Here is an 18,870-nt window from a genome sequence, read left to right on the forward strand (position 1 = left end):
AACTTGTCGGAGGTTATTTATGGAAAGCAGAAAAATCGGAATACTTGGTGGTACTTTTGATCCCATTCACAATGCACACTTGCTTTTAGGCGAGTCAGCAAGAGAGCAATTTGGGCTGGACAGAGTTATCTTTATTCCAAATAATCTTGCTCATTTGCCAAACAGAACCGAAGTCGCAAGCGGTGAGAATCGCTATCAGATGGTAAAAATGGCAATAAAGGATAACCCCTATTTTACCTGTTCAAGAATAGAAATTGATAAAGACGGTGGTACTTATACCTACAACACCATACAGGAATTAAAGCTTATGTACCCGGGAGATGAGCTATTTCTCATCCTTGGTGGTGATTCTGTTATCGGAATTGATAACTGGTATATGGCAAAAGAACTGCTTCAGTCATGTACAATACTTGCTGCTGTCAGAGAAGATGATGATCTGGCTGCTTTGGATAAAAAGCGCAAAGAACTTGTTGATCAGTTCGGTGCAGATATCAGACTTCTTAAATTTAACAGAATAGATATTTCAGCAACAGAAATAAGAAACAGGGTTAGAACCGGCAGATCCATAAGGTACATGGTTCCTGATGAAGTTATTGAATTCTTATGTATAAAAGGATTATACAAATGAAGACTATTGAAATAACTCAGAAATTGCGAAAAGAGCTTTCTAAGGAATTAAAACCGGATAGATTTGATCATACTCTTGGTGTTGCATATACAGCAGCCAATATGGCGTTTATTCATGGTGCGGATGTCGATAAAGCCCTTATTGCTGGAATGCTCCATGACTGTGCAAAGTGCATGTCTCATGAAGATCAGATCAAAATATGTGAGAAAAATAAGATAGATATAACAGAAGTTGAGAGAAAAAATCATTCTCTTTTGCATGCAAAGGTAGGTATGTATCTTGCCAGAACAAAATATGACGTCTATGATACAGAGATTCTAAATGCAATAAGATGGCATACTACCGGCAGAGAAGATATGTCACTACTTGAAAAGATAATTTATATTGCCGATTTTATTGAACCAAACAGAAAGCCATTGGAAGATATGGATATCATAAGAAAAGAAGCATTTACCGATTTAGACAGATGTCTTGCGCATATTCTCCATAATTCTGTTATATATCTAAAAACTATAGGCAAAGAATGTGACGATGCTACTTTAAATGCATATCACTACTATCAAAAATATTACAAATAATCAGAGGTATTTATGGCAGATATTGAAATTTCAAAAAACATGGCAAAAATGGCTGTTGAAGCCCTTGAAGACAGAAAAGGAGAGGATGTTCACGTAATAGATATAAGTGAGATCTCAACTCTTGCAGACTACTTCATTATTGCCAGCGGTACAAACATCAACCAGGTACAGGCACTTGCAGACAATGTACAGGAAGTGCTTGGCAGAGCCGGTTTTGATACCAAGAACGTAGAAGGCTACGAGTCAGGAAAGTGGATTCTTCTTGATTTCGGTGACATCATCGTTCACATATTCGACAGTGAGAATCGTCTTTTCTACGACCTCGAGCGCATCTGGCGCGATGGTAAACTCATCGATTCTACATCACTCTAAATAATATACTTTTATTTAAACAGACGCAGCTGAGCTGAAAGTATAGGTATAGCTCTGTTCACTCTGATATTTTTCAATGTGATAAATTGGACATAAAACACCCACAAAAGTCTTGTTTCATGCTTATTCAGAACACAAGTCTTTTGTGGGCTTATTTATATCCATTTATCATCATTTCAAAATAAATCGTTCACCTCACTATGCCTACACTTTCAGTTCATCTGCTGTTCTTGCAAAAATATTAGTCTTTATTTGTGTAGTAAACCATAAATCCATAAGTGCCTATAACTTTGGATAGATCGATTTAGTATGAGCAATAGAGACAGTTAAGATAAAATTAAAGCCTTGTTTTCTGTTTTGAATAATCATGAAAGAAAACAAGGCGCATAATTTTATATTTACTGTGTCTTTGCGAATACTCCGAGATCTATACGAAGTTATAGGCACTTTTGGATTTTATGCCACTCGCGAAAAAGTATGGTTATTTGTAGAAGCGCATGATTCCGAAGACTTTGCCGAGGATAGTGCAGTCATCTACTATGATGGGATCCATTGTGTCGTTTTCAGGCTGAAGACGAATGTGTCCATTCTCTTTGTAGAAGGTCTTGACTGTTGCAGAATCATCGATGAGAGCAACAACCTGATCACCATTTTTAGCTGTATTGCAAACCTGGACAAATACCTGGTCGCCATTAAAAATGCCGGCATTGATCATTGAATCACCCTTAACATTTAAAATAAAAGCATCTGAGCCCTTAGGACACATACTTGCAGGAATAGGGATGTATGAATCAATATTCTCCTCTGCAAGAATAGGAGCACCTGCAGCTACCTGACCTATAACGGGAATGCTGACAATCTCAGTTCTTACCATGTTAAAACCATCATCACAGATCTCAATTGCACGAGGTTTTGTAGGATCCCTTCTGATATATCCATTTTTTTCAAGTGTTTCCAAATGAGAGTGAACAGAAGAAGTTGACTTAAGATTAACTGCTGCGCAGATATCTCTTACTGAAGGTGGAAAGCCTCTTGAAAGAGTTTGCTCTTTAATATAATCCAGTATTTCCTGCTGTTTCTTTGAAATATTCCCTTTAACCATGTGGACCTCCCAAATTTTTTCTAGATTTAGTATAACAAACTTCATATACAAAAGCAAATGTTTGTTCGGAAAATTTGTTCGATTTTTGTTGACAAACAAATGTTTGGTTGCTACTATGTATTTAGAACAATTGTTCGTAACAAATGTTCGCGGTGAGATTGGTAAGTAGTGTTTGGGTTATGTATGTGAGGTATAAAAATGAGTGAAGCAATGATGGCTGCAGCAAGTCTTTATAATGATTCAAGATTTTTTAGTCCAAGTGAAGTACGTATCAGAGAAAATAAAAAGCGCAGAGCTAAGATCGTTCGAAGACAGTATATTACCCTTATAACAGTAATTTCTGCAATGATATTTGCATTTTTCTTCTTTACTTTTTCATTATTATCAGATGCTCAGTCAGATACTTTTGTACCTGAGTACAAGTATTATAAGACTATAACAGTTCATACCGGGGATACTATCAGTGATATTGCTGTTAGATATTTTGACTCAGATAAATATAAAAACCTTGATCAATATATCAGTGAAATAGAAGATATCAACGGTCTTGGTGATACGTCTCTGGTGATGGCAGGAGAACAGCTTATTATTCCATACTATTCAACAGAATATAAATGATTGCGATATTAAAAAATAAAATCAACGATATCAAATGATATTTATATCGCAATTACAAATTTCTTTTTACATAAACACCCCAATAGTGTAATATATACTCATTGGGGGTTTTATGAAATTATCCAGTTTACTTTGTTATAATTCAATAGTCATTCAGTGCCATGATAATCCTGATGCAGATGCTATCTGTTCAGGATATGTTCTTTATAGATACTTTTCAGATAAAGGCAAAAATGTAAGATTTATTTATTCAGGAAATTTTGAAATTTCTAAGAGTAATCTTGTATATCTGATAGAAAGACTCCATATTCCAATTGAATATGTTACAAAGCTCAGTTCAAAGCCTGAGCTTCTTCTTATGACTGATTGCCAGTATGGTGAGGGCAATGTTCATAAATTTTCAGCGCAAAATGTAGCGGTGATTGATCATCATCAGGTATCAACCACACTGCCAAAGCTTAATGAAGTAAGAAGTAATCTTGGTAGTTGTTGCACTGCTATATGGTATCTTCTTAAGCTTGAGGAAGAGGAAGATTTTTTTGATAAAAAGATAAGTACAGCACTTTACTATGGCCTGTACTCAGATACCAATGCATTTTCTGAGATATCTCATCCTCTGGATCGAGACATGATAGAGAGTCTGGACTATGACAAGAGCCTTATTTTAAAGCTCAAGAACATGAATCTTACACTTCGTGAGGCAAAGGTTGCAGGAGTTGCTATGCTTGGCATTGAATATCATGAAAATGGTAAATATGCCATTTTGAAGAGTGATCCTTGTGACCCTAATATTTTAGGTCTGATAGGTGATTTTATCATTGCAATAGATTCGGTTGATGTTTGCATTGTGTATAGCATTTTATCATTTGGTGTTAAGTTCTCTATAAGGAGCTGTTCCAAGGAAACAAGAGCAGATGAGCTTGCTTCTTTCCTTGCAAATAAAATAGGTTCCGGTGGTGGCCATGTTGAAAAGGCCGGCGGTCTATTAAAAAATGAACTAATAAAAAAGCAGTATCCCGAGTATGTTGAAATAGAAGATATGGCAGCCAAATATTCTATTTCTAATATAATCAAAGAACGCCTTAATACATATTTTGATGACTGTGATATCATCTATGCCAAAAAGGCATCCATTGATCAAAAGAGTATGAAAAAGTACAGTTCATCAAATCTTGTAGTTGGCGTGATCGATCCTAAAGATTTTGTTACACCTGGTTCAATGGCTATCATCAGAACACTTTCAGGTGACAAAAATATTGAGATTAAAAATAAAACAATGCTTGTTATTACTGAAAATGGTGATGTTGTCCCGATCACAAATGACAATTATCTTAGCAGCTACACAAAAACAAGGAAAAAGTTCAAGCTAAGTACGGATTATAATCCAACAATAAAGATTGCTGACACCGGAAAAACGTATGTCTTAATGGATTATGTAAAACCATTTATATCAACCGGTAAAATGAATATAAGGGCAAAAAAACTCACGAAAATGACAAAATTATTCACTTGCTGGGATAATGATAAATATATGCTTGGTCAAAAAGGTGATTATATCGCAATAAGCCAGGATGATGCGCACAATATCTTTATTATTGATAAAAACCAATTTAAGAAGACATATTCTTCCGTGAAATAAAATATCTTTATGCCGCCCATAAAACTCCGATATTTCAGACAGTAGAAATATCGGGGTATTTTTTTGTTATTTTTTTACATTGAAGTAGCAAAGTAAATAATGTTAATATTTAAAAGCTACTATTTTGAATAATTAATTCAAAGAATTAGCAGTCAAACCAATCTGTTTTTGGGAGTTAAAATGGGGAATTACAGAAAAGCACATTACCGAACCAGAGATGGCCAAAGAATGAGCGCTTCTCAATATAAAAAAAGAAGAAAACTTGAAATATATTTTCATATTGCGTCTTTAGTTTTAATACTTGGTCTTATAACTTCTGGCATTTGTTTTCTTGCATATAGGCTCAAGCATAAACCTGTTGAAAATACAGAAGTAGCGCAGGATGCAGCCACTACAGAGCTGACAATTGTAGACACAGTCGTTGAAGATGTAGAAATAGAAGAAGAGAATCCATATTTGAAAGCTTCAGAAGATGCTGATTCTTTTTTTGACGGATATATTGTTGATATTGATTCAGATACAGCCTATATATCAAGTGAAGAAGTTCAAAGCTCATATGGTGTTCTGGTAAATCTGGATACAGGAAAAGCCGTTGCATCAAAGGATGGAAATGTCAGGATTAATCCGGCTTCAATGACTAAGATATTGACTCTTTTAGTTGCTGCCGAACATATAGATTCACTTGATGGTACATATACAATGACCCAGGAAATAGGCAACTATGTCTTTAGTAAGGATTGTAGTGCTGTAGGGCTAAAAGTCGGCGATGTACAGACTGTAAAAGACATGATGTATGGAACCATACTTCCATCAGGCGCAGATGCAGCTATGATGCTTGCAGAATATGTAGCCGGTTCTCAAGAAGCTTTTGTTGAGCTGATGAATGAGAAATTAGAAGAACTTGGTTTATCAGATACAGCTCATTTTACCAATTGTATTGGAGTATATGACGAAGACCATTACTGCACCCTTACTGATATGGCAATGATTCTAAAAGCTGCAGAAGAAAATGATTTGTGCCATGAAGTATTAAATGCCAGAACCTATACAACATCGCCCACATCTGAACATCCGGAAGGAATCACTATTTCTAACTGGTTCATGAGAAGAATAGAAGATAAGGACATTCATGGTGAGATTATGGGTGCAAAAACAGGTTTTGTTAATCAATCCGGCTGTTGTGGCGCAAGCTATATGATTTCTAATGATGGTACCCACTATATATGTGTAACTGCCGATGCATGGAGTTCATGGAGATGCATTTATGATCAGGTAGATATCTATCAAACATATACAAGTTAAAAGAAAAGCTTTGTCTTAGCATTATTATCTAAGACAAAGCTTTTATAATTTGTAATCATCTAAGTCCCTGAAGAAGTGACCTTGAATCCTTCATTGCTGTATCAGAGGCTTTAGCGTAAATATTTGTTGTCTGAATGCTCTTATGATTCATTTTTTTCTTAAGGAGCAGAATATTGTTATCACTTGCAGCATAAAAACTCATAGCAAAGCTTGATCTTAATTTGTGTGGAGATATTATCCTTGCCTTTTCAGGAAGACAAACGGACACATATTTTTTTACCAGAATCTCAACTGCGCGTACTCCAAGGCGATTTCCGGAAGTAGTAGTAAAGGCTGGAAATTTAAGGCTATTTAAACCGAATTTTGCTTTCTGTGATGAAAAATAAATTTCAAGATAGTCCCTACATTCATCAGAAAAATATACAATTTGAGTATCGCCACCTTTTCTGGTAACAATAACGCTGCAATCCTCGAGATTGTAATCAATAATATCTGTATCAAGCATCTCAGAAACTCGAAGCCCTGTGTCAAGGAGCAAAATAAACATGGCTGAATCGCGATCAGCGTAAATATAATGGACCTTTGCAACAGAATCATGAAGCTTGGTTCCATGGCGAACAGTATCAAGCAAAATCCTCTGTTCATCATTTGTTAAATAAATAACATCCTTTTCAGGAATTTTAATTGTCTTTGTAGCCGCAATCGGATTACGTGATACCTTGCCTGTAGCCACAAAAAAGCCATACATGCTCGAAAGAGATGCACGTTTTCTTTTAACAGTTGATTCCTTATGATTACCGGATAAAGTCGTCAAAAAACGGTTTATATCAAGAATTTCAATATTGGCAATGTCATTTATGGTCAGATCCTTGATTTCCTTGTCACAATATGCAGGAAGAAAATTGACAATATATTCAAGATAAACCTTTATGTCACGACAATATTCAAGCTTTGTAGCATAGTTTTCAACGCGTCCGAAGTTGTAAATAAAATCACTTACAAAATCAGGCATTTCACTTAATAGTTCATTGATCTTATCCGAATAATTGATCTTATTAGCTGGCATAAAAATAACCCCCGAACAAATGCCTATATAGATAATCTGATATAGTCTATTATATCACAGGGGTTTCATTTCGTAAAACTAGAATTTTGCGAAATTGTATCACGATCCCAGTATTCTGATATACCTTCTGATATAATCCGTGTTCTCATTGGTTTTCGGCTGGCTGATACTTGATCAACTGATGTTTTCTGAACCATTCTGCACTTACGGTAAGGCTTTTTACCGGGTCATTATCGATCCAGTTTTTATGGGTTTCCAGAACAATCGCTTCTACTTTGGTAGTTGCCCGTACATTTTCCAGGATAGTACCAAGGGCCATATTTCCTGTGCCAAGTTCTGCTGCATCTTGTTTGAGGATGGGCGTAATGAAAGGTCCCTTCTTTCTGCATCCCCTGTCATTGATGTGCCACATCACTATCCTGTCAGACAGCTTATTTACCAGGGCAGTAACATCGGCCCCACCATCTGCAATCCAATATGTATCAAGCTCAAAGTTGACATACTGAGGGTCTGTGTTTTCGATGATAACATCATATGCAGTTTTATCTTCTGAGACCTTCTGCAGCTCTACATTGTGATTGTGGTAAATGAGTTTCACTCCATAGGGCAAAAGAGCTTTTCCAGCCATGTTCAGGCGCTCAGCCAGTTTTTTTACCTCAGCGAAATTCCCGTAATCAAACCTGTACATACCGGTTATAACAACAGTGTCCGTTCCAAAGCTCAAGGCTTCTTTCGCAACAGCCTCGGGGTTTTCTTCAATGCTGTTAAGATAGCTGTGCAGGCTTATGACTCTCAATCCGCTCTCTGAGATTAGCTTCTTCCAATCGAGCTTTCCGCCATTCCCCGTGGGCATACCGGCAAATCTAGTAAGTAACCTCACAATAAAGGGCGTTGGCTTGATCATGAAGTCATTAAGTTCAATGCCATCATATCCTGCACTTTTAATAGCTCTAAGCGTGCTAAGTGCACTCTCATAACTATTGCATCTGCTACCAATCATTATCTGTTGCACACCCGTCAGTACTGTGTCTTTCATTATTTCAAATAGCCTCCAAGATGTTTTAAACTGGGCTTTGGTGCCCTGATTTGTGTTTTCCTGTCAACTGCGCAAAGACCAAATGTAAGCGCATAGCCTTTTTGCCACTCAAAATTATCGATAAGTGACCAGTGACAGTATCCGATAACAGGGATTCCATCATTTATGCAGTTCTGAACACCCTCGATTGCCTTGTCGATAAACTTAACTCTCTGCTCATCATCTGCTGTTGCAATTCCATTTTCGGTAACCATGATTGGCACATTTGGCATCTCCTCATGCACGCGTCTGATTACATGCTCAAGAGCCTCAGGATATACCTCGTAATCCATCTGTGTCATTGGTGTTCCCTCGGGAACAGGCACAATTCCATCAGGGCCGTAGGTAGTTCTTGTATAATTCTGAAGTCCAAAGAAATCGTCTTCCTTGATATAAGGAATGTAATGGCTGAACTCCTCATTCCAGTCGCTGTCTGCGCGCTCCTTGCCACCTTCTATGTACTGGCAGTCGTGCAGGGAAAGCGTAATACCAACTTTAATGTCGGGATTAACAGCCTTGATTGCTTCCTTGGCTGCCTGATGTGCCTTTATGACTATCATATCGCCATTTGTATCAGTTGCGGAGACAAATGTATGTGGCTGAGGATCTCCGAATACTTTGGCATTCTCCATTGCAGCCAGCTTCATTTTCTCCATTGGATCGGAGAGGTTAAGCCCAACCTGGACCTGCCCCTCCATGGAGTCACCATCGTTTTTAGCTGCATTTGCCATCTTTGCCATCATCTGCTTCTTAAATCTTTCCATGAGAGCGCCAATCTGAAGTCTCATGTTTGCCTCATTTATTGTGCATATATACTTTATCTCGCTTCCAAGCTGCTCTGTGACGAATCTTGCATAGTTGGCAAAAAGCTCTATAACCTGCTCATTATCCCATCCTCCGAGCTTTATAAGCCACACAGGTGATGTAAAATGCATAAGGGTAATAACCGGTTCAACACCATTGTCTCTGCAGCATTTGATCATCTTCCTGTAATGTTCAATCTCTTTTTCATCAAATTTGCCCTGCTCAGGCTCAATACGTGCCCATTCAACAGAGAATCTGTAGGTGTTAAGGCCTGCATCTGCCAGCATCTTGATGTCCTCTTCATATCTGTTATAGTGATCAACAGCATCCAGTGAAGGCTCAACAAACTGTGAATACTTCATATTCTCCATTACCCAGTAATCTGAATTTGTATTGTTTCCTTCAACCTGGTGGGCTGCAGTAGAAGCACCCAGCATAAATCCGTTTTCGAACTTGTTCATTTTCCTATCCTCCATAATTTAAATCTCATAACTTCCGCTCGTCAAAATTCTCTTTTCCCCGCTAGGGAGCTCCAGCTCTGCTTCCATTCCTCCAGGAATTTCAAAGTGGTATGCAAAAGTATTCGAGTTCTCAATATATCTCCATTCGGATACTATGCGCCCTCTCGGTGAATCATAGTAGCCTTTTGCAAATTTAAGTCTCTCATCCGGCACCGGCTTTATCAGGACTTTGTCAAAATCGTATCTGATACCCAGAATCCCCGACAAGAGCCATCCTGAAACAGCTCCATAGGAGTAGTGATTCAATGAATCATGTACAGTGCCATCTTCTCTGACGCCGTCCCAGGTCTCCCAAATAGTGGTAGCACCTTTCTCCACGGCATAGAGCCACGAGGGATAGCTTTTCTGCAACAGCAATCTGTACGCTGTATCTGCATAACCGTAATCCGCAAGCACACTGCACAGGAAAGGCGTTGAAAGAAAGCCCGTGTTAAGATGATAGTCATTTTTCACTATAAGCTCATTTAAGTCCTTCGCAGCTTCCACTGCCTCTTTTTCAGGCAAAAGACAAAATGCAAGTGGCCTTACGTACTCACACTGCCTCTCTGATCTGATATGTCCGTCCTTAAGAACCAGATATCTGTATGCTTCTGTGGCCTTTTCCGAGATTTCTTTATACTTATCTGCATCAGCGCTATTTCCGAGAATCTTAGATATTTTGGCGAGAATACCCGATGAAAAAGCATAGTAAGCAGTCGCAACTTCAGGCTGGCCATCTTTAAATGCAGCCATCATGGTCTTCATGACATCTGCCCCGGGTTCGCACCACTCACCGTAGTCCATTCCCGTGTCGATGATGTACTTCCTGTAGGGGTTCTTTCCAAAGCGGTTTTTGAGCTTGCTCTTTCCGGCTCTTCTTCCGAGGAAGTCCACCCACTTCTTCATCATTTCATAATTTTCTTTAAGTATCTGCTCATCGCCGTATATTCTGTAAAGATTCCAGGGCACAAGAACCGCCGCATCGCCCCAGCCCACAGAAGCTGAGAACATCTCAGCTATTTTGCCGGGATTGGAATTTCTAGGGCAGATATAGGCCATCTTGCCATCAGGATGCTGTCCTATCCTGACGTTTGCAAGCCATTTCTCATAGACGGCCCTGCAGTCCATGAGATACGCACCGGTCCTCACAAATACAGCCGCATCACCTGTCCAGCCGGCTCTCTCCCTTGTTGGACAGTCAGTAGGAATGTCACAGAAGTTTGACTTCATGGACCAAACACTGTTTTTAAACAGCTTGTTTACTTCATCCACACCACATTCAAAGCCTGCTGTCTCCTTCATATCCGAATACACAGCAATGCTCTTTATTTTGATATCAGACGGTGAAATATCACCTGTTATTTTTGCGTATCTATAGCCAAATATCGAAAAATGCGGCTTAAACTCATTTCTTCCACTCTTGCAGATATAGTTTATTTCCTGCTTAATTCCGCCGGATTTGTTCCTGTCTCCGGGCTGGAAATTACTGATCGTGAAGTTTCCGTTTTCATCCAGAATTTCACCGTGGATGAGACAGATCTTCTCACCGCCCTTGGCGTTTTCTACAACAAAAGACGTATAACCGGCAAGGTTCTGTCCGAAATCAAATACGCTCTCTCCATTCGGAGTATTGATGAGCCTTCCTTCAAACACCTCATGCTCAGTGATAAACGGCGCCTTCTGGGCTGTCAGATTTCTTTTGTCAAAAGACATCTCCCTGGCCTTATGCCACTCACCAAATCCTGCACCTGCATCGCAGGTTTCTCCAAGTTCAAGGTCAGTAAGCTTTATAGGCCCGTTTTCACATGCATCCCAGCTGCAATCCGTAACAAGTATCGGATTTTCCATGTCTCCATCGCCTATCACTGCGCCCAAAAAGGAAATATCCTCGCCATAGAGGTTTCTCACGCCGTCAATTCCGTTGCATCCTCTGTACCAGCCATCACCAAGCGTTATAAAGATCTCGTTTTCACCGGGCTTTAGCACTTCAGTGATCTCATACTCCTGATACTGAAGTCTTTTATCATACTCATCGCATCCCGGTGTCAGTCGTGCATCCGTGATTTTACGGCCATTTATCAGTATTTCATACAAGCCGTGGGCTGTAGCATATATACAAACTTTCCCCTCTTTATAAGAGAATGTGGTCCTTAAATATCCTGCTCCCTTTCTCTTATCAGGTTCTGTCACGGTTTCAGGTGATATCCACTTTGCTTTTTCAAAAATCTTAGCCGCTTCCATATAATACCTCTAGTATTCTTTACTGCTTTTTAATATTCATAAGGGCATTTGAAAGTGCCTTAATATCGTCAGATTCTATATCCATTCCGCCCTGCTGCAGAAGTTTAATGAGTGGTTGGCGAGCAATCATCTGTTGCATCGTTTCAGATATCTCTACTCCTTCGCCCATCCCACCGGCTGTCTTAGCAGTCATTGCAGCCATCATTCTGTCTAGTATTGCTTTTCCTTCAGGGGTTGCCTGAATCTCTGCCATTGTACTTGAAAGGGAAAGGTATCCCTCTTTTTCCTCAGGTTCATCTGCCTTGTCAAACCAGTTTCTGACCTTTTTGTCGGGAGCAAAGTATGCAGGATTGGGCTCAGAAACCTTGGCTATCTCCATTTCATCAGATAACTCGCCTGAAACAGCCTTTATTGTATGTACTCCGCTTATGGGAACATTAAATTTAAATACATGTTCTCCGCTTGCACTTGCCGCTTCTACACCGTCAACAAAGAGAGTTACGGACTTTTGGTTTGAATACACCTTTATCTCTGTATTATCCTCGATGCGATCGTGATATCTTTTTCCGCAAAGATGAACGAAAGGCTCATCTGACCACCATGCTTTATAGATATAATAAGCGTCTTTTTTCTGCTTCCTGTCAAAGGTGATGACACCCTTGTGGTTTTTACCGGGGTCTCCTGCCTCATCTCGTCCTGCTGCAGCAAACTCAAACATATTCCAGAGATATGTTCCCCAGATATATGGACGGGTGCTGAACATTTCAAGCATATGCTCGTGATAAACAGCCTGATAACTTTCTGTATAATCGCCTTTTTCAGGTCTTGGAGACTGTAGGCTAATTACTGAATCTGCTCCATACTCCGTAAGACCTATTGCCACATCAGGATGCTTACTATGGAAATCGTCAAACCACTTGTCATTGTCCTCCATCTCACCTACATACCAGCCATAATACAGGTTGTATCCGCGAATATCCGGCAATGTTACAAGAGGAGAGTCTGTCTCGAGAAGGAACAGATTTGCCATGGCAGAAAACCTTACAGGATCCATCTCGTGGACAATATCGTTTAATATCCTGTGGTTCTCCAAAAGATCTTCAGTTACGCCCTGCAGAGATATCTCATTTGAAAGTGCCCAGCACATTATTGATGCATGATTGTAATTCTGGCTTATCAGCTCTTTCATCTGTGATATGGTGTTCTCTCTTCCACTGTCCATATGTACGGTGATATATGGAATCTCAGCCCATACCACTATGCCCTTTTCATCGCAAAGATCATAGAAGTACTGATCGTGCTGATAGTGTGCAAGCCTGATGGAATTGGCGCCCATAGAGAGGATAAGTTCAATGTCCTCCTTGTGCATTTCTTTTGTCAGTGCATTACCAACCCCTGCTCTGTCCTGATGTCTTGAGACTCCGCGAAGCGGATAGCTTTTTCCATTGAGGAAAAAACCTTTTTGAGCATCAACATGGAACTCTCTAACTCCAAACCTGTCATAGATTCTGTCACACTCTTTTGTTCCATCCAAAAGAGTTGCCGTTATTTTGTACAAAAACGGATCCTTGAGACCATTCCATAAATGTGGCGCATTTATCGTGATCTTACCGCAGGCAACATATCCACAGGATGCATCCTCTGCCGGAACCACCTCAAACTCCTGCTCTGTTACGCCGTCTATGGATATTCTTACACTTTCGCCGCCGTTTACGTAGGCCTTGACCTCGATTTCTGCATCACTTCCGACAATTCTCGGAGTTACATAAAGTCCGTTTCCTCCATAGTAGTCCATGTCAAAGTGCTTTTCATCCACGATCACAAGATAGACGTCCCTGTATATCCCGCCGTAAAAGGTAAAGTCTGCTTTCTGAGGGTACACCCTTGTATTGGGCTCGTTGGAAACAAAGACTACCATTTCATTTGAGTCTGAAAGCGCCTCTGTAATGTCCGCCCTAAAGCAGGAATATCCGCCATCATGGCTCGCAACCTCACGGCCATTTAAAACAACTTTTGCGGAAGAATTAACGCCGCGAAATTCCACATACGCCCGCTGCCCCTCTTCCATTACCGGTCTATCAAATGTCTTTTTATAAAGGCAGGTTCCTCTGTAATACTGCTCAGGTCCAGTCTGTCCATCAACAGCATTCCAGGTATGAGGAAGAGATATACTCTCGCTCTTGCCCTCTTTTTCAAATATCCAGTTATCATTCCAAAGAATTGTTGTTCGCATATTTCACCTCTCCAGTTTTTTACTGACCCATTGCAGCCTTTTTCTTCTCGCCGATACTCTTTTGGATTTCTTCCATCTTCTCGTATGTGAGCTCGGAATTCTTCATTGCCAGAAGTGTGCAGATCCATCCCACTATAGGGAATCCGATAAGAAGTATTATGGTCATTACTCTGACACCGAAGGTAAGCGGATCACCCTGCTGAGGCGCTGTGGTTGTATATCCTATAAGTCCGATCATGAGTGTTGCGATAGTTGCACCAAAGGATGAAACTACTTTGTCAATGAAGCTGTAAGTAGCTGATACTGTCGCAGGCATATATTTTCCAGAGCGATCCATCTCATAATCAACAACATCCATTCTGAACGCACTTGTTGATACAGAAACAACCATCTTCATTGCGTTATTTCCAAATGTAAAGAGTACATAAGTGATTGCCATGAGAACTGCTCCGGGTGATAAGTTGCCTCCGAATACTGTTCCCACAAGAGTTGTAGGTGTAAACAAAAGATATACTGCAAATGCGATATTCAGTCCTATACAGTTCTTGGTCCAGTCGATCATGACCTTTCTGCTACCCTGTTTACCTGCAATCTTCGCGCCAATGATCGCAAAAATAATGGATGGAAGCATTGCAAGCGCAGAAAGAATTGATGATATAGCCATTGATCCAAGCATAATACCGTTAAGCATTGTGGATACTACTGCTGCAGAACCTATTGTCTGAGCCAGCTTATCGGAAGTTGCTGCCATGATGAATCTCTGAAGCTCTTTATTCTCTTTTATCAGCGACAGCATATCCTTAAAGCTAGGCTTTTCATCACTCTCGCCATCCTTTTTGATTCCTTCGAAATTCTCGGGAATATCATATGGAGCAATTCCTATACATGCCAGAATGTAGAAAAAGAGTGAAACAATTATTACCACTACATTGTATGTTGCGAAATATTCTGTTCCCTGAATGTTATTAAATCTTGGAAGAATCACAGCCGATGCCACAACGCTCATGATCATCGGAACCAAATATGAATACGCTGTACTCCAGACACCGATTGTAGGACGCTGCTTGGGATCATTTGTCAGAATGTTCATGTTGATCTGACCTGCAATACTTACGAATGTATAACCAATGATGTAGATCACATAGCAAAGAACAAAAAATGTTATTCCCGCTGCGCCTGTAAGCGAAAGCTTTGCTCCTATATTGCACATCAGTGTTGTAGCAATGGCCATTAGAAGCCATCCAAATATGATTGAGAATCTTACTTTTCCAAATCTTGAATTAAACCTCTCCATGAAAAAAGCTATTACCGGATCTGTAATACCATCCAAAAGCCTTGATCCTGTGATAATAAGTCCTGTAACTGCAACAAGTATCCCAAAGTTGGAATTTCCAATATATGTTGCACCATTCATAAGCAGATAAAATGCCATCTGCCCTGCACCTGTCATCATTGCAAGCGCAATATGCCAGGTTCTTGCTCTTTTATAAGTCACCCCATTTTCTTCTCTTATCAGAGATTTATCCTTACCCATTGTAACCCCTTTCAGTTGCATGTTAATCTTTGAAAGCTTTCATGTTATGGTCATAGTATCATTTAATTTTATAATATGTTAGAATTATTTTATCTTGGCTAGTATTATTTTATTGTTTTGAGGAATAAATATGGACCATACTCTTTTTTCAGCTCTTTTAAAAAACTTTCTCTCCGTAGATGTCCTGGATGCAACAGACATGGATAACTCTCTTTACGCCTTTGAAAAGAAATACTGCTTCAGCATCAAAATGCAGCCCATGTTTACAAGCAAGGCGCTTTACTATCTTCTGTCTTCATCCAAAGAAAGCATGATCTACGAGATCATAGACCATCTGGGTATATGCGTATCTTTTTTTAGATTTGATGACAGGATTTATTTAATCGGACCTTATGTAAAAGAGAAATATTCAGAGCTTAAGACAGAAACCGTACTTGCAAAAAACGATGAATCCTCATCCAAATCATTGGCGTTTAAGCTGTATTACACAGCATTTCCCATCGTTTATACCGAGCAGATCACCAGTGTTGTAAACAAATGTATAATTTCTTTTTCCCCTGCCGAGAGCGAGTATTCATACAGAAGACTATCGGGTTTTATTCAGAATGTATCTGAGGAAGATGATAAGACAGAACTGTCGGAAAGAAATTACAGTGAGATCTACAGGCGATACGATCAGGAAAAGCAGTTCCTGTCGATGATAAGAAACGGCGATACCAAAAACATCATGTCAGCATTTGAAAAAATGTCCAGTCCTGAGGTCCTTTCCGTATTTTCTAAGGAGAGCCTCAACTACTATGCCTCAGGCTATGGTCTGGCTATACTTAAAGCTCTTTCCAGAAAAGCCGCAGAAGAATCAGGTCTTTCGGTCATTACAATAGATGAGATTACCCAAAAATACACTCAGCTGTCTTCAGCTTCAAACAACGACGACCTTCAGACCCGCTATCAAATCGATATGATCATTGAGCTGACAAAGGCAGTTCACAATCATAAGCTGTCTCTGGACAAGTATTCACCTCCCATTCAGAGAGTCCTAGAGTACATAAATCTGCATCTCGGCGACCATATATCAAACGAAGACCTCTCAAAAAATGCCAGTATGTCCATTTCTCACCTGTCAAAGGTATTCAAAAAAGAAACTGGCGAAACCATGACCGAGTATATCGCCCTCATGAGATGCAAAAAAGCTGCCAACCTCCTGAATAAGACGAATCTTCCCATCCAGGAGATCAGCAGCTACGTTGGTTACTCCGACAATAATTACTTTGTTAAAGTATTTAAAAAGAACTATGATATGACGCCTACAGAATTCAGAAAAACAACGTGATTAATGGGTTTATCTTACAAGCAATATACTTCTCTTTAACCTGTTTTCTTGAATAAAAGCTTTCAAGCTCAGCTTTGGTTTCCTCAAGCGCCTTTTTAGTGCTGTCATTATTAGTTGGAAAGTCAAACATTTGATACAGATATCCCTGTTCTTTGGCCAGTTCCCAGCTCTTTGGATATACAAGTTCAAAAGAAAGTGCTATGTGACCAATGAGGTGTTCTGCAGGTGAAACCATAATATCCCGAAAAATGGCATGATGTTCTCTGACCTGATCCATGACTTTTTGTGAGACTCCCGATGAAAAAAGCACATCTCTTGTCACATTATATATTTCTTCCATAGGTGTCTCTACATTTACTCTCAAAATATCAACCTTGTCAGCATCCCTTAGAATATTGCAAAAGACAAGTGTTTTTCCTGATACCAGGCTATCAATCCTATACTTATTGTGCTGTCTGATCACTATCTCAAGGTCCTTATCCCATGACCTGAAATCCATATAATCTTTGATCAGATTTTCCTCTCCAAAAAGTAGGTCTGCTCCGAATTCAGCATGGTCAACAGATTCAGAATCAATGAAAGTATTATATCTTTTGACCTGTTCAAATCTCCCTACATCATGTAACATACCTGAAAGCCATGCAAAATCAATGTCCTCATCATCAAGTTCAAGGCTTTTTGCTATTTCTTCGCAGTTATCTGCTACTCTGTATGTATGAGCTATTTTGAGCGCTATCTTTGGATTTGATGGATCATAATTCCTTGTATATGCTGCAAAATGCTCTTTTACTCTTTGTCTGTCTATTCTCATTTTTCTTAATTATCCTCGATTACATTTATTGTACGTCCCAATGATACCATTTTCTAAGTCATTGCGTAAAAAAAGTTTATTTTTAATTTATAAAAATCTAACAACAATATCATCGCTTAGTCGTATAAATAAATATATGATAGATGTATAAATACGCACATAAGGAGGGATTATCATGAAAATAGAAGAAGCTGAAAAGATTATCAATAGCTCCAGTAATATGGATGAAGCCATGAAGAAACTAAATATCTCAAAAGTAAAATTAACTGACGAACAGTTAGATATGATTGCCGGAGGTGTTGACTGGACTAAAGTTGTACTAAAAATATTCAAAGAGGTTGTTAAAAATAATCCTGCAAAATAAATGAAAAAAAGGGATTCTCAATTACGGGAATCCCTTTAATTTGCATATATTCTTTCACTCTAATGACTGGCTTTTACGATTGATTCCTTCTGGCTTCATCCATAAAATACATTTTTGTACCGGGTTCAAAATGATTTTTGGGCCTGTTATTTTCAAAAATAGCATAATTTTTTAGCATATTCTTTATACTGTTTCTTGTTATAGCGCTTTCAGTCTGACTTAGTTCATTTGCAACATTTGAAAGCTCAGCAATCTCCTGCTGCATCATAAGCATGTTGTTTGCCATATTTTTCATGATCTGAAGAACATTCCCAGGATTATCCCTCATAAAATCATTTATCAGCTCCTCTGTTATTCTAAGCAGCTTAATCTTGGAAAAAGAAATGATCGTATATATTGCAGGCTTTTTAGTAAGAATTCCAAATTCACCAAAACAGCTGCCGGGGCAAAGTATTCCCAGGAGTACTTCATTTTCAGTACCATACCCTGTGTACATTTCAACATGACCACTTAAGATTTTATACATATCAAGATTTCTTTCGCCTTCCTGAAGTATAATTGTGCCTTCAGGAATCTCATATATCTGATTTCTTAGTGTTACGCTTTTTTCATCAAATACTTTGCCCATAAAAGACAGCCCTCTTTTTTCTCAAACATGGTTACTATTATCCCA

17 protein-coding genes are annotated in these 18,870 nt (G+C 39.1%); 8 read left to right on the forward strand and 9 right to left on the reverse strand.

The features are described 5' to 3' along the window. Nucleotides 1-19 precede the first annotated feature (19 nt). From nadD to rsfS, 3 genes are read left to right on the forward strand one after another with little or no spacing between them, the layout of a single operon-like run. Nucleotides 20-628, forward strand: coding sequence for a nicotinate-nucleotide adenylyltransferase (nadD, locus tag C4S54_RS01440; RefSeq protein ID WP_103867936.1), 609 nt, complete (start codon nt 20-22; stop codon nt 626-628). Further along, nucleotides 625-1,206, forward strand: a complete 582-nt coding sequence (yqeK, locus tag C4S54_RS01445; RefSeq protein WP_022774007.1) for a bis(5'-nucleosyl)-tetraphosphatase (symmetrical) YqeK — start codon at nt 625-627, stop codon at nt 1,204-1,206. The genes nadD and yqeK overlap by 4 nt, the downstream gene beginning before the upstream one ends. 12 nt (nt 1,207-1,218) lie before the next feature. After that, nucleotides 1,219-1,578, forward strand: coding sequence for a ribosome silencing factor (gene rsfS / locus C4S54_RS01450; RefSeq protein WP_200821028.1), 360 nt, complete (start codon nt 1,219-1,221; stop codon nt 1,576-1,578). A 481-nt stretch (nt 1,579-2,059) separates the two neighbouring features. On the opposite strand, the gene lexA is transcribed toward rsfS, so the two are convergent. Next, complete coding sequence (gene lexA / locus C4S54_RS01455) at nt 2,060-2,680, reverse strand: transcriptional repressor LexA (protein ID WP_022774010.1); 621 nt, start codon at nt 2,678-2,680, stop codon at nt 2,060-2,062. A 198-nt stretch (nt 2,681-2,878) separates the two neighbouring features. Here lexA and C4S54_RS01460 point away from each other — a divergent pair, with 198 nt between their 5' ends. From C4S54_RS01460 to C4S54_RS01470, 3 genes are all read left to right on the forward strand, one after another. After that, a complete protein-coding gene (locus C4S54_RS01460) occupies nt 2,879-3,298 on the forward strand; it encodes a LysM peptidoglycan-binding domain-containing protein (RefSeq protein WP_022774012.1) in 420 nt (139 codons plus the stop codon). A 112-nt stretch (nt 3,299-3,410) separates the two neighbouring features. Further along, nucleotides 3,411-4,937, forward strand: a complete 1,527-nt coding sequence (locus C4S54_RS01465; protein ID WP_103867937.1) for a DHH family phosphoesterase — start codon at nt 3,411-3,413, stop codon at nt 4,935-4,937. 180 nt (nt 4,938-5,117) lie between these two features. After that, the gene (locus C4S54_RS01470) at nt 5,118-6,239 is read left to right on the forward strand and encodes a D-alanyl-D-alanine carboxypeptidase family protein (RefSeq protein WP_022774014.1); all 1,122 of its coding nucleotides are present in this window, start codon (nt 5,118-5,120) and stop codon (nt 6,237-6,239) included. 55 nt (nt 6,240-6,294) lie between these two features. On the opposite strand, the gene C4S54_RS01475 is transcribed toward C4S54_RS01470, so the two are convergent. The 6 genes from C4S54_RS01475 to C4S54_RS01500 form a co-directional block, all read right to left on the reverse strand. After that, the gene (locus C4S54_RS01475; protein ID WP_022774016.1) at nt 6,295-7,305 is read right to left on the reverse strand and encodes a tyrosine-type recombinase/integrase; all 1,011 of its coding nucleotides are present in this window, start codon (nt 7,303-7,305) and stop codon (nt 6,295-6,297) included. 145 nt (nt 7,306-7,450) lie between these two features. Continuing rightward, a complete protein-coding gene (locus C4S54_RS01480; RefSeq protein WP_103867938.1) occupies nt 7,451-8,341 on the reverse strand; it encodes a sugar phosphate isomerase/epimerase family protein in 891 nt (296 codons plus the stop codon). Continuing rightward, entirely contained in the window at nt 8,341-9,645 is a 1,305-nt protein-coding gene (locus C4S54_RS01485) for a glycoside hydrolase family 1 protein (RefSeq protein WP_103867939.1), read from the reverse strand. The genes C4S54_RS01480 and C4S54_RS01485 overlap by 1 nt, the downstream gene beginning before the upstream one ends. An 18-nt stretch (nt 9,646-9,663) precedes the next feature. Then, a complete protein-coding gene (locus C4S54_RS01490) occupies nt 9,664-11,925 on the reverse strand; it encodes a family 78 glycoside hydrolase catalytic domain (protein WP_103867940.1) in 2,262 nt (753 codons plus the stop codon). Nucleotides 11,926-11,944: 19 nt separating this feature from the next. Beyond that, on the reverse strand, nt 11,945-14,158 hold the full coding sequence (locus C4S54_RS01495) for a glycoside hydrolase family 2 protein (RefSeq protein ID WP_103867941.1): 2,214 nt from the start codon (nt 14,156-14,158) through the stop codon (nt 11,945-11,947). 19 nt (nt 14,159-14,177) lie between these two features. Next, the gene (locus tag C4S54_RS01500; protein WP_103867942.1) at nt 14,178-15,692 is read right to left on the reverse strand and encodes an MFS transporter; all 1,515 of its coding nucleotides are present in this window, start codon (nt 15,690-15,692) and stop codon (nt 14,178-14,180) included. Between the two features lie 130 nt (nt 15,693-15,822). On the opposite strand from C4S54_RS01500, the gene C4S54_RS01505 reads away from it, so the two are divergent. Next, complete coding sequence (locus tag C4S54_RS01505) at nt 15,823-17,022, forward strand: AraC family transcriptional regulator (RefSeq protein ID WP_103867943.1); 1,200 nt, start codon at nt 15,823-15,825, stop codon at nt 17,020-17,022. Here C4S54_RS01505 and C4S54_RS01510 read toward each other — a convergent pair. Next, nucleotides 17,006-17,833, reverse strand: coding sequence for an HD domain-containing protein (locus C4S54_RS01510; protein WP_103867944.1), 828 nt, complete (start codon nt 17,831-17,833; stop codon nt 17,006-17,008). The two genes, C4S54_RS01505 and C4S54_RS01510, sit on opposite strands and share 17 nt — an antisense overlap. A gap of 175 nt (nt 17,834-18,008) precedes the next feature. Between C4S54_RS01510 and C4S54_RS01515 the strand changes: the two genes are divergently transcribed. Further along, a complete protein-coding gene (locus C4S54_RS01515; RefSeq protein ID WP_103867945.1) occupies nt 18,009-18,197 on the forward strand; it encodes a hypothetical protein in 189 nt (62 codons plus the stop codon). A 73-nt stretch (nt 18,198-18,270) separates the two neighbouring features. On the opposite strand, the gene C4S54_RS01520 is transcribed toward C4S54_RS01515, so the two are convergent. After that, entirely contained in the window at nt 18,271-18,825 is a 555-nt protein-coding gene (locus tag C4S54_RS01520) for a Crp/Fnr family transcriptional regulator (RefSeq protein WP_103867946.1), read from the reverse strand. Nucleotides 18,826-18,870 lie beyond the last annotated feature (45 nt).

The sequence above is a fragment of the Butyrivibrio sp. Su6 genome (assembly GCF_900108105.1).
In the GTDB taxonomy this organism is placed as follows: domain Bacteria; phylum Bacillota; class Clostridia; order Lachnospirales; family Lachnospiraceae; genus Butyrivibrio.